The 14,061-nt window shown below is 65.6% G+C and carries 9 protein-coding genes; 7 read left to right on the forward strand and 2 right to left on the reverse strand.

Annotation, left to right across the window (positions count from 1 at the left end; all coding sequences use genetic code 11):
- The first annotated feature begins 226 nt into the window (after positions 1-226).
- The 3 genes from OKW30_RS21780 to OKW30_RS21790 all read left to right on the forward strand — a co-directional run bounded on the left by OKW30_RS21780 (position 227) and on the right by OKW30_RS21790 (position 3,301).
- The gene (locus OKW30_RS21780) at positions 227-1,102 is read left to right on the forward strand and encodes a tyrosine-type recombinase/integrase (protein ID WP_184062687.1); all 876 of its coding nucleotides are present in this window, start codon (positions 227-229) and stop codon (positions 1,100-1,102) included.
- A gap of 23 nt (positions 1,103-1,125) precedes the next feature.
- Positions 1,126-2,295 (forward strand): IS91 family transposase, encoded by a 1,170-nt coding sequence (locus OKW30_RS21785; RefSeq protein ID WP_429345668.1) that lies wholly within the window; start codon positions 1,126-1,128, stop codon positions 2,293-2,295.
- Positions 2,296-2,662: 367 nt separating this feature from the next.
- Positions 2,663-3,301: a cysteine hydrolase family protein gene (locus OKW30_RS21790; RefSeq protein ID WP_184066501.1), complete on the forward strand. Its 639-nt coding sequence runs from the start codon at positions 2,663-2,665 to the stop codon at positions 3,299-3,301.
- A 92-nt stretch (positions 3,302-3,393) separates the two neighbouring features.
- Here the strand turns inward: OKW30_RS21790 and OKW30_RS21795 are convergent, their stop codons facing one another.
- Positions 3,394-4,035, reverse strand: coding sequence for a TetR family transcriptional regulator (locus tag OKW30_RS21795; protein WP_184023018.1), 642 nt, complete (start codon positions 4,033-4,035; stop codon positions 3,394-3,396).
- 430 nt (positions 4,036-4,465) lie between these two features.
- Here OKW30_RS21795 and OKW30_RS21800 point away from each other — a divergent pair, with 430 nt between their 5' ends.
- From OKW30_RS21800 to OKW30_RS21810, 3 genes are read left to right on the forward strand one after another with little or no spacing between them, the layout of a single operon-like run.
- The gene (locus OKW30_RS21800) at positions 4,466-5,689 is read left to right on the forward strand and encodes an efflux RND transporter periplasmic adaptor subunit (protein WP_429347531.1); all 1,224 of its coding nucleotides are present in this window, start codon (positions 4,466-4,468) and stop codon (positions 5,687-5,689) included.
- 18 nt (positions 5,690-5,707) lie between these two features.
- Positions 5,708-8,938 carry an efflux RND transporter permease subunit gene (locus OKW30_RS21805; protein ID WP_429347532.1) on the forward strand — a complete coding sequence of 1,077 codons (3,231 nt, stop codon included), beginning with the start codon at positions 5,708-5,710 and terminating at the stop codon, positions 8,936-8,938.
- A 1-nt stretch (position 8,939) separates the two neighbouring features.
- Positions 8,940-10,460, forward strand: a complete 1,521-nt coding sequence (locus OKW30_RS21810; RefSeq protein WP_429347533.1) for an efflux transporter outer membrane subunit — start codon at positions 8,940-8,942, stop codon at positions 10,458-10,460.
- Positions 10,461-10,575: 115 nt separating this feature from the next.
- On the opposite strand, the gene OKW30_RS21815 is transcribed toward OKW30_RS21810, so the two are convergent.
- Complete coding sequence (locus tag OKW30_RS21815) at positions 10,576-11,985, reverse strand: nucleobase:cation symporter-2 family protein (RefSeq protein WP_429347534.1); 1,410 nt, start codon at positions 11,983-11,985, stop codon at positions 10,576-10,578.
- Positions 11,986-12,451: 466 nt separating this feature from the next.
- On the opposite strand from OKW30_RS21815, the gene OKW30_RS21820 reads away from it, so the two are divergent.
- The gene (locus OKW30_RS21820) at positions 12,452-13,918 is read left to right on the forward strand and encodes a xylulokinase (protein ID WP_429347535.1); all 1,467 of its coding nucleotides are present in this window, start codon (positions 12,452-12,454) and stop codon (positions 13,916-13,918) included.
- The last annotated feature ends 143 nt before the right edge of the window (positions 13,919-14,061 follow it).

Here is a 14,061-nt window from a genome sequence, read left to right on the forward strand (position 1 = left end):
GGGCCGCTGTCGACGGGCGGGCAGCGGAGCAACAATGCCGTCATTGCCGTTGCGCCGCGGCCACCGCGCTGGGCGCGCGCCATCGACCGCTTTTTCTGAAGGGACTAAACCGCTCGCGCGGTAGGGGGCTGCGGCCCGTCTCTGGCGGCGAATGGGAGGCCAGTGGCGCCGGCGCTTATGTTGGTGGTTGAGGCAATCCGCCTCGTCCTCCAGCAGGAGCCCCATCATGACCTCCTCCGATCCGGGCATCAGCCCGCTGCGCCGCCGTATGCTTGAGGACTTGCGCATGCGCAAGTTCGCACCCAAGACCCAGGCCGCCTACCTACGTGCCGTACGTCAGTTCGCCCGATACCTCGGGCGTTTACCCGATACCGCCACTGTCGAGGACCTCCGGGACTACCAGCTGCATCTGGTCGATCACGGCGCGTCGCCGGTGTCGCTGAACGCCGCGATCAGCGGTCTGAAGTTCTTCTTCGAAGTCACGCTCGGCCGGCCTGAGCTGATGGCGCGGATGCAGCCGGTACGCGTGCCTCGCACGCTCCCGGTTGTGCTCAGCCCCGAGGAGGTGCGCCGGCTCATCGCGGCAGCCGGAAACCTCAAGCATCAGACCGCGCTGTCGGTCGCCTATGGCGCCGGGCTGCGTGCGAGCGAAGTGGTCGCCCTCAGGGTCAGCGACATCGACAGCCAGCGCATGACCCTGCGCATCGAGCAGGGCAAGGGCCGCCGTGACCGCTACGCGATGCTCTCGCCGGTCCTGCTCGAACGTCTGCGCGTCTGGTGGCGCGTTGCCCGTGCCCAGGGCTGCATGCTCGATGGCGGGTGGCTCTTTCCGGGCCTCGATCCGATCGACCCGCTCAGCACGCGGCAACTGACCCGCGCCATCCATGCGGCCGCCGAGACCGCAAACATCGACAAGCGCGTATCCATGCACACGCTGAGGCATTCCTTTGCCACGCACCTGCTGGAACAGAAGGAGGATATCCGCGTGATCCAGGTGCTCCTTGGACACAGGCAGATCGAGACCACCACGCTCTATACCCAGGTTGCCACTGACCTCCTGCGCAAGGTGGTCAGTCCGCTGGACCGCCTGCCCGCCGGCTAGCCCGGCCGCACGCGGAGCACCCCGTGCTGGAGGTCGCGGATATCTTCCGCGCCTGCGGGCCGGCGTGGCGGCGCACGGTAGCGCTGAGCCTGGGGCAGCTGAAGGTCATGTCGGCCATCGAACAGTGCCGCAGTGCGGCACTCGGGGGGCATGTGCTGCGCTGCGCCGGCTGCGACCGCATCGAGGTTGCCTACAACTCCTGCCGCAACCGTCATTGCCCGAAGTGCCAGGGCAGTGCTGCGCATCGCTGGCTCCAGGCACGCCAGGCCGATCTGCTTCCGGTCGGGTACTACCATGTCGTCTTCACGCTGCCCGCGCCCATCAGTGCCATCGCCTGGTACAACAAGGCCGTCATCTACGGGCTGCTGTTCGATATCGCCGCCGAAACGCTACGCACCATTGCCGCTGATCCGAAGCACCTCGGCGCCCAGATCGGCGCGACGCTCGTGCTGCACACCTGGGGCTCGGCACTCACGCATCATCCGCACGTACACGGTATCGTCCCCGGTGGTGGGCTGTCGCCCGATGGTCAGCGGTGGATCGGATGCCGGCCCGGCTTCTTCCTGCCGGTACGTGTGCTATCGCGCCTGTTCCGCAGGCGCTTGCTCGAAGCGCTCACGGACGCGCACCGGCACGGCCACCTGCAGTTCTTCGGCCAGTACGCTGAACTTGCCGACCCAGCTGTCTTTGACGTGTGGCTTGCGCCGCTGCGTGCCTGCGAATGGGTCGTCTACGCAAAGCGTCCCTTTGCAGGACCCGAAGCAGTGCTCGCGTACCTGTCGCGCTATACGCACCGCGTCGCGATCTCCAGCCAGCGCCTGCTTGCATTCGATGAACGCGGCGTGACCTTCCGCTGGAAGGACTACCGTGCGAAGGGGCACACCCGCTACAAGACCATGACCCTCGAAGCCGGCGAGTTCATGCGCCGCTTCCTGCTCCATGTGCTGCCCGGTGGCTTCCATCGTATCCGTCACTACGGACTGCTCGCCAACCCGGTGCGCCGCGCCAGTCTCGCGAAGGTCCGCGAACTGCTGCACGTCGCGACCGACGTCAACACATCAGCTCACGAAACCGTCATCGAAACGCGCCCCGCCTTCATCTGCCGGCACTGCGGCGCGCCGATGATCGTCATCGATATCCTTGCGCGCATTGCACCGATCCGCGCACCACCCACGCGCCGGGGCGAGATATGAGCGCCACTGTTCCAGGACGAACAACCCGACCCTCGGCTTTGCGGCAACGCGGCCCACGAGCAGACCTTTGCGTCTGTCGCTTCGCACAGGCCCTTGCACGTCCGTTCCGCCATCACGATGGCGCCACTGCACCGCTTCGGCACAACCTCAGCCCTCAACCGGCCTCCCGCCTGACCACGCATCCCGCAACACCGCTCGCCATCCCGGGCAATCAATCGCCATAGCCCCGAAGACTCCATTGCATCAGAGCACTCCGCGGTTTCCTCCCTTCAGGTTTATTCAACGCCTGCCCGCACGCGCCGGCGCGCACCCCGAGTCCACGGACATGGGCAGGCATCGAACAAACCTCAAGACTAGGAGCCTTGCCATGAGCACACCCGCGCCGCGCCGTGCGCTGATCGTCATCGACGTGCAGAACGAATACGTGAGTGGCGACCTGCCGATCGAATTTCCGGACGTGCGCACGTCGCTCGCCAACATCGGTCGCGCGATCGATGCAGCGCGCGCCGCCAGCGTGCCGGTCGTGATCGTGCAGAACGTCGCGCCCGCCACCTCGCCGCTGTTCGCGCGCGGCAGCACGGGCGCGGAACTGCACACGGTCGTGAGCTCGCGCGCTCATGATCATTTCGTCGAGAAGTCGCTGCCGAGCGCATTCGCTGGGACCGATCTGGCCGACTGGCTCGCCGCCCGGCAGATCGATACGCTGAGCGTTACCGGCTACATGACCCACAATTGCGATGCCTCGACGATCAACCACGCGGTGCATGCTGGCCTCGCCGTCGAGTTCCTGCACGACGCAACCGGCTCGGTGCCGTATGAAAACAGCGCGGGCTTCGCGAGCGCGGAGGAGATTCATCGCGTGTTCAGCGTGGTGCTGCAGTCGCGCTTCGCGGCGGTCGCGAGCACCGATCAATGGATCGCGGCGCTAAAGAGCGGCGCGCCGCTCGAGCGCGGCAACATCTATGCGTCGAATCAGGCGGCGCGAGCGCGCCGGGCGGTTGCCTGAACCGGGCGCAGGGGCGGCGGTCCGGTCCAAAAACAGAAACGGGCGGTTCACCGAACCGCCCGCTGTTCCAATCCGTCACCCTGGCGCGCCTTCTACGCCGCCTTCCTGCGCAACGCCGGACTCAGGCGCAAGGCGTCGAACATCGCTTCCACCATCTGCTGCGCTTGCGCGCCGAAGTCGGTCGCGTCGGGCAAAAACAGCATGTCGCGCAAAGAACCGCCGACGAACGCGTGGACCATCGCCGCGGCAAGCTTCGTGTCGAGGTCGGCGGGCATCTGGCCTTTGGAGATCGCATTGCGCAGACCGCCCTCGATCTTCGCGAGCCCCTCGCGCATATTGGTCTGATACCGTTCCATCACCGGCCCCATATCTTCGACCAGCTCGCACTTCAGAAACAGAATGTCGAACACGCGGCGGCGGCGCGGATCGTTGGCAGTGTCGCGCAGGCAGACCACGCAGACTTCAATCAGGCGCCCGAGCGGATCAGCTTCGTTGGGATCGAGCGACGCCGCCTTCAGTTCGTCGAGCGGCAGCAGCACGCGGTCGAACATTTCGGTGAACAGCTCGCTCTTATGTGCGAAATGCCAATAAATGGCGCCGCGCGTGACGCCCGCGGCCTGCGCGATATCGGCCAGCGACGTGCGCGATACACCCTTCTCGAAGAAGACCTGTTCGGCCGCGTCGAGAATCCGGTTGCGCGTCTCCAGCGCCTCTTCTTTGGTCCTTCTGACCATATTGGTGTAGCCTGCGCTGATCTTGGGGTTTATGCGGACAGTTTGAAGTCGGTCTGGTGACACTTTGACTGCTTCTGAAGCGAATTGCGACGCGAATCTGCGGTACCCCAGCCTCGGAAGATATGAATGCACTTTTACATGCATTCATGAATGTATATATATAATAGCACCCCACGATCGGATAGCCCAAGCCGTGACGAGCGGTTAATATCCGTCACTGTTGCCTTTCGAAAGCGCTTTCGCGGCCGCCAAACGGCGGTGCTGCGCGGCATTCCCCGGTATGGCGCATTCGTAGCAGGGTGCCCTGCAGGCGCAGGTTTGCATCCATGGGCTTCCGGTCGAGCGTCGCGAGACGCTTGTGTGCGCTGTCGTCCCCGGGGTAGGGATGCGCGCACTTTTTCATTACTCAGTCTTTGACAGAGGTCGCTCCATGCGCGTCGAACGGGTTCCATTCCGCTTAATCAGTGCCGCGACGGCTGCCATCTTGCTGGCGGCGTGCGGACCAAAACAATCTGCCCCGCCGCCACAGACGCCCGAAGTCGGCGTCGTCACCCTCCAGCCGACGACCGTGCCCGTCGTCACCGAACTGCCCGGCCGTACCAGTGCCTTCCTCGTCGCGCAGGTGCGCGCGCGGGTCGACGGCATCGTGCTGCGCCGCGAGTTCACCGAGGGTAGTGAGGTCAAGGCCGGCCAGCGTCTGTACAAGATCGATCCGGCGCCGTACATCGCGTCGTTGAACAACGCGAAGGCATCGCTCGCGAAGGCGCAGGCGAACCTGGTGACGACCACCGCGCAGGCCAATCGCTACAAGGTGCTGGTCGCGGCGAACGCGGTCAGCAAGCAGGACTACGACAACGCGGTCGCCGCCGAAGGCCAGGCCGCCGCCGACGTCGCCGCGGGCAAGGCCGCGGTCGATACCGCGCAGATCAACCTCGGCTATACCGACGTGACCTCGCCCGTGACCGGCCGGATCGGCGTGTCGCAGGTCACGCCGGGCGCCTTCGTGCAGCAGAGCGCGGCCACGCTGATGGCCACGGTCCAGCAGCTCGATCCGGTCTACGCCGACCTCACGCAATCGAGCCTCGAGGGTCTGAAGCTGCGCCGCGAGGTCCAGGAAGGGCGTCTCAAGACGACCGGCCCGGGCGCCGCGCAGGTCACGCTGGTGCTGGAAGACGGCCGCATCTATTCCGAGAAGGGCAAGCTGCAGTTCACCGACGTGACCGTCGACCAGGGCACCGGCTCGGTCACGGTGCGCGCGATCTTCAAGAACCCGAACCACGTGCTGCTGCCGGGCATGTTCGTGCGCGCGAAGATCGACGAGGGCGTCAACCAGAACGCGCTGATCGTGCCGCAAGTCGGCGTCACGCACGACCAGAAGGGTCAGCCCACCGCGCTCGTCGTCGGCAACGACAACAAGGTCGAGCTGCGTCAGCTCGTCACTTCAGGCACCTTCGGCTCGTACTGGGTGGTCTCGGACGGCCTGAAGGCGGGTGAGCGCGTGATCGTCCAGGGCACCGACAAGGCGCATCCCGGCCAGCTGGTCAAGCCCGTGCCGGCGCAACTGCCCGGCAACCCGGCTTCCGACGCCGCCGCAAACGGCGCCCAGACAGGTCAACCCGCGGCTCAGCCTGCCTCCGCCGCTTCGGGCGCGTAATAACAGGGAGCCCGCCTCATGGCAAAGTTCTTTATTGATCGCCCGATTTTTGCATGGGTGATCGCCATCATCCTGATGCTCGCGGGTCTCGCGTCGGTGTTCACGCTGCCGATCGCGCAATACCCGACCATCGCGCCGCCGTCCATCCAGATCAGCGCAACCTATCCGGGTGCTTCGGCGAAGACGGTGGAAAACACCGTTACGCAGGTGATCGAGCAGCAGATGAGTGGTCTGGACCACCTGCTGTACCTCGCGTCGACCTCGGACGACACGGGCACGGCCACCATCACGCTGACGTTCGCGGCCGGCACCAACCCTGACATCGCGCAGGTGCAGGTGCAAAACAAGCTGCAGCTCGCCACGCCGCTGCTGCCGCAAGCGGTGCAGCAGCTCGGCACCAAGGTCACGAAGTCGAGCAGCAGCTTCCTGCTGGTGATGGCGTTCGTGTCGACCGACGGCAGCATGAACAAGTACGACCTCGCGAACTACGTCGCGTCGAACATTCAGGATCCGGTCAGCCGTATCGACGGCGTGGGCACGGTGACGCTGTTCGGCTCGCAGTACGCGATGCGCATCTGGCTCGACGCGAACAAGCTGAATAACTTCGGTCTGACGCCGCTCGATGTCGAAACCGCGCTGCAGGCGCAGAACGTGCAGGTCGCGGGCGGCTCGCTCGGCGGCACGCCGTCGGTGCCGGGTCAGGTGTTGCAGGCCACGATCACGCAGGCCACACTGCTCAATACCCCCGAGCAGTTCGGCGACATCCTGCTGAAGGTGAATCAGGACGGCTCGCAGGTGCGTCTGCGCGACGTGTCGCGCGTCGAGCTCGGCGGCGAAAACTATAACTTCGACACCAAGTACAACGGTCAGCCGACGGCGGGCTTCGGTATCCAGCTCGCCACGGGCGCGAACGCGCTCGCCACCGCGAAGGCGGTGCGCACGAAGATCGCCGAACTGTCGAAGTACTTCCCGCACGGCCTGGTGGTGCAGTACCCGTACGACACGACGCCGTTCGTGCGCCTGTCGATCGAGGAAGTGGTCAAGACGCTGCTCGAAGGTATCGTGCTGGTGTTCCTCGTCATGTACCTGTTCCTGCAGAACCTGCGCGCCACGCTGATCCCGACGATCGCGGTGCCGGTGGTGCTGCTCGGTACGTTCGCGATCATGAACGTGGTCGGTTTCTCGATCAACACGCTGTCGATGTTCGGTCTCGTGCTCGCGATCGGCCTGCTGGTGGACGACGCGATCGTGGTGGTGGAAAACGTCGAGCGGGTGATGCAGGAGGAGGGCTTATCGCCTCGCGATGCAACCCGCAAGGCGATGGACCAGATCACCGGGGCGCTCGTCGGCGTGGCCCTCGTGCTGTCGGCGGTGTTCGTGCCGGTGGCGTTCTCGGGCGGCTCGGTCGGCGCGATCTACCGGCAGTTCTCGCTGACGATCGTCGCGGCGATGGTGCTGTCCGTGCTCGTCGCGTTGATTCTGACGCCGGCGCTGTGCGCGACGATCCTGAAGCCGATTCCGAAGGGTCATCACGAAAAAGCGACCGGCTTCTTCGGCTGGTTCAACCGTACCTTCAACACGAGCCGCGACAAGTACCACTCGGGCGTGCACCACGTGATCAAGCGCTCGGGCCGCTGGCTCATCATCTACATGGTGGTGATCTTCGCGGTGGGGCTGCTGTTCGTGCGTCTGCCGAAGTCGTTCCTGCCTGACGAAGACCAGGGCACGATGTTCGTGCTGGTGCAAACGCCGTCGGGTTCCACGCAGGAAACTACCGCGCGCGCGCTGAAGGACGTGTCGGACTACCTGCTGAACGAGGAGAAGGCGATCGTCGAATCGACCTTCACGGTGAACGGCTTCAGCTTCGCGGGTCGTGGCCAGAACGCGGGTCTCGTGTTCGTGCGGATGAAGGACTACGCGCAGCGCCAGCACGCGGACCAGAAGGTGCAAGCGCTGGTGGGCCGTCTCTACATGCACTTCAGCACCTACAAGAACGCGACGGTGTTCCCGGTCAATCCGCCGTCGATTCCTGAACTCGGCACGGCTGCGGGCTTCGACTTCCAGTTGCAGGATCGCGCGGGTATTGGTCACGCGAAGCTGATGGAAGCGCGCAACATGCTGCTCGGTCTGGCGGCGAAAGATCCGACGCTCGCGCAGGTGCGTCCGAACGGCCTGAACGATACGCCGCAGTTCAAGGTGAGCATCGACCACGAGAAGGCTTCGGCGCAGGGTGTTTCGCTCGCCTCGATCGACCAGACGTTCTCGATCGCATGGGCCTCGGCGTATGTGAACAACTTCCTCGACACTGACGGCCGGATCAAGAAGGTCTACCTGCAGGGCGACGCGCCGTTCCGGATGAAACCGGAAGACGTGAATGCCTGGTTCGTGCGCAACGGCGCGGGCGCGATGGTGCCGTTCTCGGCCTTCGCGAGCACCGGGTGGACCTTCGGTTCGCCGAAGCTCGAGCGCTACAACGGTATTTCGTCGGTGGAAATCCAGGGTGCGGCCGCGCCGGGCAAGTCGACCGGTCAGGCGATGGCGGCGATGGAACGGATCGTCACCAAGCTGCCGGCGGGAGTCGGCTACGAGTGGACGGGTCTGTCGCTGCAAGAGCGTCAGTCGGGTTCGCAGGCGCCAATCCTGTACGGCATCTCGATTCTCGTCGTGTTCCTGTGTCTCGCGGCGCTGTATGAAAGCTGGTCGATCCCGTTCTCGGTGATCATGGTGGTGCCGCTCGGTGTGATCGGCGCACTGCTGGCCGCGACGCTGCGCGGGCTCGAGAACGACGTGTTCTTCCAGGTGGGTCTGCTGACCACCGTGGGTCTGTCGGCGAAGAACGCGATTCTGATCGTGGAATTCGCGCGAGAACTGCAGCAGAGTGGAGGCATGGGACCGATCGAAGCCGCGCTCGAAGCGGCGCGTCTGCGGTTGCGTCCGATCCTGATGACCTCGCTCGCGTTCATTCTCGGCGTGCTGCCGCTCGCGATCAGTAACGGCGCGGGGTCGGCCAGCCAGCACGCGATCGGTACCGGCGTGATCGGCGGCATGTTGACGGCGACCTTCCTCGCGATCTTCATGATCCCGATGTTCTTCGTCGTGATTCGCGCGAAGTTCGGCGGTGAGAAGGAAGACCCGGATGAGGCGCTGCGCCACTATGAACAGCACCATCCGCACGATCCGCAAGGCGGCGCGCCGGGTGGCACGACCGACGGGTCGGATGGCAATGGCTCGGGCAAGGATGGGCATTGAGATGCAAAAACACTCTTTGATTGCAGTGGCGGTCGCGCTGCTCGCCGCGGGTTGCACGCTGGCGCCGCACTACCAGCGGCCCGCCGCGCCCGTGACGGCGACTTTCCCGACGGGCGGCGTGTACGACCAGCAGCCGGGCGCGCAGGGCGCGCGCGGCGCGAACGGCCTGGCTGCCGCCGACATCGGCTGGCGCGACTTCTTCGTCGATCCGCGTCTGCAGCAGCTGATCGAAATCGCGCTGAAGAACAACCGTGATCTGCGTGTGTCGGTGCTGAACATGCAGGCGTCGGCGGCGCAGTACCGTATCGTGCGCGCGGGCCTGTTCCCGACGCTCGACGCCGCGGCTTCGCAAAGCCGGCAGCGCACGCCGCGCGATCTGCTGGCGTTGCCCAACGGCCCGACGATTACCAACACGTATTCGGTGGGCTTGAACGCGTCGTGGGAAATCGACTTCTTCGGGCGCGTGCAGAGCCTGAAGGATCAGGCGTTGGCCACGTACCTCGGCACCGCGCAGGCGCGCAAGTCCGCGGAAATCGCGCTGGTGTCGCAGGTGGCGAACCAGTACATGACGGTGCTCGAACTGGACGATCTGCTGAAGGTCACGCAGAACACGCTGAAGACGGCGCAGGAGTCGTTTCGGATCACCAGGCTGCAGTTCGACAACGGCACCGGTTCGGAACTCGATCTGCGCCAGTCGCAAACGGTTGTCGAAACCGCGAGTGCGGACCTGCAGGCGCAGATGCGTTTGCGGGCTCAGGCTGACAACGCGCTGGTGCTGCTGATCGGCGAGCCGTTGCCGGCTGATCTTGCGCCAGGCCTGCCGCTGAGCGACCAGAGCCTGCTCACGGATATTCCGGCGGGCCTGCCGTCCGATCTGCTGACGCGCCGTCCCGACATCATGGAGGCCGAGGAAAATCTGCTCGCGGCCAACGCGAACATCGGCGCGGCGCGCGCCGCGTTCTTCCCGAAGGTCACGCTGACCGGCAGCGCCGGCACGCTGAGCCCGACGCTCGGCGGGCTGTTCAAGCCGGGTTCGGCGGCGTGGAGCTTCGCGCCGTCGATCACGCTGCCGATCTTCGAGGGCGGTCAGAACATGGCCAACCTCGATCTCGCCAACATCGAGAAGAACGTGCAGATCGCCACGTATGAAAAGGCGATCCAGACGGCCTTCCGCGAAGTGGCGGACGGACTGGCCGCGCGCGGCACGTACGACGAGCAGATCGCGGCGCTCGAGCGGGATGTCGCGGCCGAGCAGCGCCGGCTGGATCTGTCGACCCTCCGTTATACGAGCGGTGTCGACAGCTATCTTTCGGTGCTGACCGCGCAGACCTCGTTGTACGAGGCTCAGCAGGCGCTGGTCACCGCGCGCATGGAACGTCTGCAGAACCTGGTCACGCTGTACCAGGCGCTCGGCGGCGGCTGGATCGAGCACAACGGCGACCAGCCGCGTCCCGCCGACGCGCCGGTCGACTACGGTGCGGCGAGCGCACCGGTCGCGGCTTCGGCGGCGACGGCAGGGTAAGCGCTGCGGCTCGACGAACCGCTGAAGTAAAGCAAAAACGCCACGGCATGCCGTGGCGTTTTTGTTGCTTCGCGGCGTTCGGTGCCGCTCGCCGCATCATCGCTGCATCAAAAGCTCAATGCAGATCCGCCGCCCGCAGCATCTCGTTGCTCTGCGGTGCGCCGCCCGCGCTGGCGTCGAGATCGTGCCCGGCGCGGCGAAGCTCGCTCTTCGCCATCTTCTCGCCCTTCACGCCGTTGAAGATGAGGTTCAGCGCGACCGCCGACACCGACGCGAGCAGAATCCCGCTGTGTAGCAGCGGCGACAACGCCGGCGGCAGTTGCGAGAAGAAGTGCGGCGAGACGACCGGCACGAGGCCGAGCCCGATGCTGACCGCGATGATGAAGAGGTTGTGCTGATTCCTCACGAAGTCGACGCGCGACAGCACCTTGATGCCGTTCGCCGCGACCATGCCGAACATCACGATGCCCGCGCCGCCGAGCACGAACGCCGGCACCGACGCGACCACCTGCGCCATCTTCGGGAAGAGGCCGAGCAGCACGAGGATCACGCCGCCCATCGCGCAGACGAAGCGGCTCTTCACGCCGGTCACGCCGATCAACCCGACGTTCTGCGAGAACGACGTATGCGGGAACGAGTTGAAGATGCCGCCGATCAGCGTGCCGAGACCGTCGACGCGCAAGCCACGCACCAGCGTTTTCTGATCGACCGGACGATCGACCATGTCGCCGACCGCGAGAAACATGCCGGTCGATTCGATGAACGTGACGAACATCACGGTGACCATCGTCGCGATCGACAGCGCATCGAAGTGCGGCAGACCGAAGTGGAACGGCATCACGAAGCCGACCCACGGCGCGTGCATGACGCCGTCCAGGTTGACGCGGCCGAGCATCAGCGCGATCGCGAAGCCCGCGACGATGCCGAGCAGCACCGAGATATTGGCGACGAACCCCCTGGCAAACCTGTTGATCAGCAGGATCAGCGTCAGCACGAGCAGCGCCAGGCCGAGATATACCGGATTGCCGTAGTCGGGATTGCCGACACCGCCGGCCGCCCAGTTGATACCGACCTCCATCAGCGACAGGCCGATCACCGAAATCACGACGCCGATCACGACCGGCGGGAAGAAGCGCAACAGCTTGCCGACCGCGGGCGCGAGCAGAATGCCGATCACGCCGGCCGCGATCGTCGAGCCGAAGATGTCGAGGATGCCGAGCGAAGGATTGGTGCCGATCGCGACCATCGGGCCGACGGCCGCGAACGTGCAGCCCATGATGACGGGCAGGCGGATGCCGAAGATCCACAGTCCGAGCGTCTGGATCAGCGTGGCGATGCCGCAGGAAAACAGATCGGCGCTGATCAGGAAGGCGACCTGGTCTTTAGGCAGCTTCAGCGCCGCGCCGATGATCAGCGGCACCGCGACCGCGCCAGCGTACATGACCAGCACGTGCTGGATGCCGAGAGTGAGCAACTGGCCCGCCGGTAGGCGCTCGTCGCACGGGTGAACCGTGTTCGCTTGCATATCGTCTGTCTCCACCATCTCGTTTTGGGATGACTCCAAGGTATCGGGGACGAAAAGTCGCAACAAGACCATACGTGGCTATTCCGGCATTCCCGGCGACGATATGCAGAGACCTGTTTTGAAAGGCAAATTAAAGCCACGAATGGGACGGATCGGCCGTCGGACGCCAGAGAACCCTATGCAGTGGGGGCCGCGGGCGGTACATGGCGTGCGCGGCGCGGGTTCGTCGCGCGAGGGGATATGTGTGAGAATCAATGACGTGTATCACGTTTCACGCATAGTCCTGTTTTGATGACGCTCGCAGCACGGCGGGGTTAACCCGCGAATGGTTTTTTTTCGCGTGTTTTCCGAGCCGTTTGTTCAACGTTCGCGGCGTCTGTGCAGCTTCGCCTTTGAGCTTCGCTTTCACACTTCGTCGCCAGTCTCGCTGGCTCCTTCTTCACCTCGTTTCAACGTCCCTGCGCTCATGAGTTTTCTCGGCATCGATCTCGGCACCGGCTCCCTGAAAGCGGCAATCGTCGACGAACATGGACGCGAGCAGGCGGTATCGAGCGTCGCTTATGCGCTCGTTACGCCGCACGCGGGTTGGGCCGAAATCGACGTCGAGACCTGGTGGAACGCGCTCGTCCATGCGATGGCGGCCCTGCCGCGCGAGCTGCGTGACGGCGTGCGCGCGATTGGCTTCTCTGGCCAGATGCACGGCGTCGTGCTGCTCGATGCAAACGGCGCAGCGGTGCGGCGCGCCATGCTGTGGCCGGACTCGCGCGCGCTCGCCATGCTCGACGCGTGGCCCGAGCCGCAACCGAATCCGGTCGCGCCCGGCATGGCCGGACCGCTGCTGCGCTGGCTCGTGCTGCAAGAGCCGGAAGCTGCGCGCCGCACGCGCTGGGCGCTGCAGCCGAAGGACTGGCTGCGCGTCGCGCTCGGCGGCGCGTGCGTGACCGATGCGTCCGACGCGTGCGCGACCGCGCTCGCCGATCCCGCCGGCGCGTGGGAGACGGCGCTGCTGCAACGCCTCGAGATTCCGCCCGAATGGTTCGCGCCTGTGGCGCCGTCGTATGCGGCGGCGGGCGTGCTGTCGCCGCAGGCCGCGCAGGCACTTGGCTTACGGGCCGGTATCGTGCTCGCAACCGGCGCCGCGGATACGCCGTGCGCGGCGCTCGGCAGCGGACTCGTGCGTGACGGCGACGCGCTGCTGACGACCGGCACCGGCGGACAGATCGTCGTGCTCGCGAACGACGAGCCTGCGCCGCTGAAGGGCTTGCATCGCTATCGCGCGGCGAGCGATCACTGGTATCGGATGGCGGCGATGCAGAACGTCGGCATCGCGCTGGAGCGGGTGCGCGGGTGGCTGTCGTTTGGGTGGGCGGAGGCTTACCGAGAGGCATTTGACGATGCGGCTGATGCAAGCGCTCATGCCGCCGCTGAAGTGGCGTCGACGCTGAGCTTCCTGCCGTACCTGACCGGCGAGCGCACGCCGTGGCTGAACCCGCAGGCGCGCGGCGGCTGGCTCGGTTTGTCGCTCGAGCATACGCGCGGCGCGATGATGCGTGCCGCGTTCGAGGGCGTCGCGTTCTCGTTGCGCGCGGGGCTCGACGCGATTCGCGCGAGCGGCGCGCCGGTGACGGCGCTCAAGCTCGCGGGCGGCGGCTCCGTCGACGCGCGCTGGCGACAACTGCTCGCCGATGCGCTCGACGTCGACCTGCATGCGGTCGATTGCCCGAACGCGGCGCCGCGCGGCGCGGCGATCCTCGGCGGTCTCGCGTGCGGCCACTGGCAGACGCGCGATCTCGCCGCGCTCGCGCCGGGCGCGACGCGCGTCGCGGGTCCACGCGGCGATGCGGCGCTTGCTGAACGCTATGCGCGCTTCGTCGATCTGTATGTCCGCGTCGAGCCGTGGTTCGGTGGTAGCGCGCCGTGCGAAGCGCAGTGACAGCGAGGGCGTTGAACACGGTGCCGAGCGCAGCCATCGGCGACGCAGCCTTCACGCACTATGCAATACCATGACGCTTTTCGCGCGCCACGTAGTCGCCGGCACGCGATGCCATTTCGCATTCACGCACTCACGGACTCACA

The organism is Paraburkholderia sp. Clong3 (assembly GCF_050436485.1).
Taxonomy (GTDB): Bacteria; Pseudomonadota; Gammaproteobacteria; order Burkholderiales; family Burkholderiaceae; genus Paraburkholderia; species Paraburkholderia tuberum.

Bases quoted from the DNA above. Each gene is read 5' to 3' on its own strand.
- OKW30_RS21820 (WP_429347535.1), top strand. From the start codon at position 12,452: ATGAGTTTTCTCGGCATCGATCTCGGCACCGGCTCCCTGAAAGCGGCA.
- OKW30_RS21790 (WP_184066501.1), top strand. From the start codon at position 2,663: ATGAGCACACCCGCGCCGCGCCGTGCGCTGATCGTCATCGACGTGCAG.
- OKW30_RS21795 (WP_184023018.1), bottom strand. From the start codon at position 4,035: ATGGTCAGAAGGACCAAAGAAGAGGCGCTGGAGACGCGCAACCGGATT.
- OKW30_RS21815 (WP_429347534.1), bottom strand. From the start codon at position 11,985: ATGCAAGCGAACACGGTTCACCCGTGCGACGAGCGCCTACCGGCGGGC.
- OKW30_RS21805 (WP_429347532.1), top strand. From the start codon at position 5,708: ATGGCAAAGTTCTTTATTGATCGCCCGATTTTTGCATGGGTGATCGCC.
- OKW30_RS21810 (WP_429347533.1), top strand. From the start codon at position 8,940: ATGCAAAAACACTCTTTGATTGCAGTGGCGGTCGCGCTGCTCGCCGCG.
- OKW30_RS21780 (WP_184062687.1), top strand. From the start codon at position 227: ATGACCTCCTCCGATCCGGGCATCAGCCCGCTGCGCCGCCGTATGCTT.
- OKW30_RS21800 (WP_429347531.1), top strand. From the start codon at position 4,466: ATGCGCGTCGAACGGGTTCCATTCCGCTTAATCAGTGCCGCGACGGCT.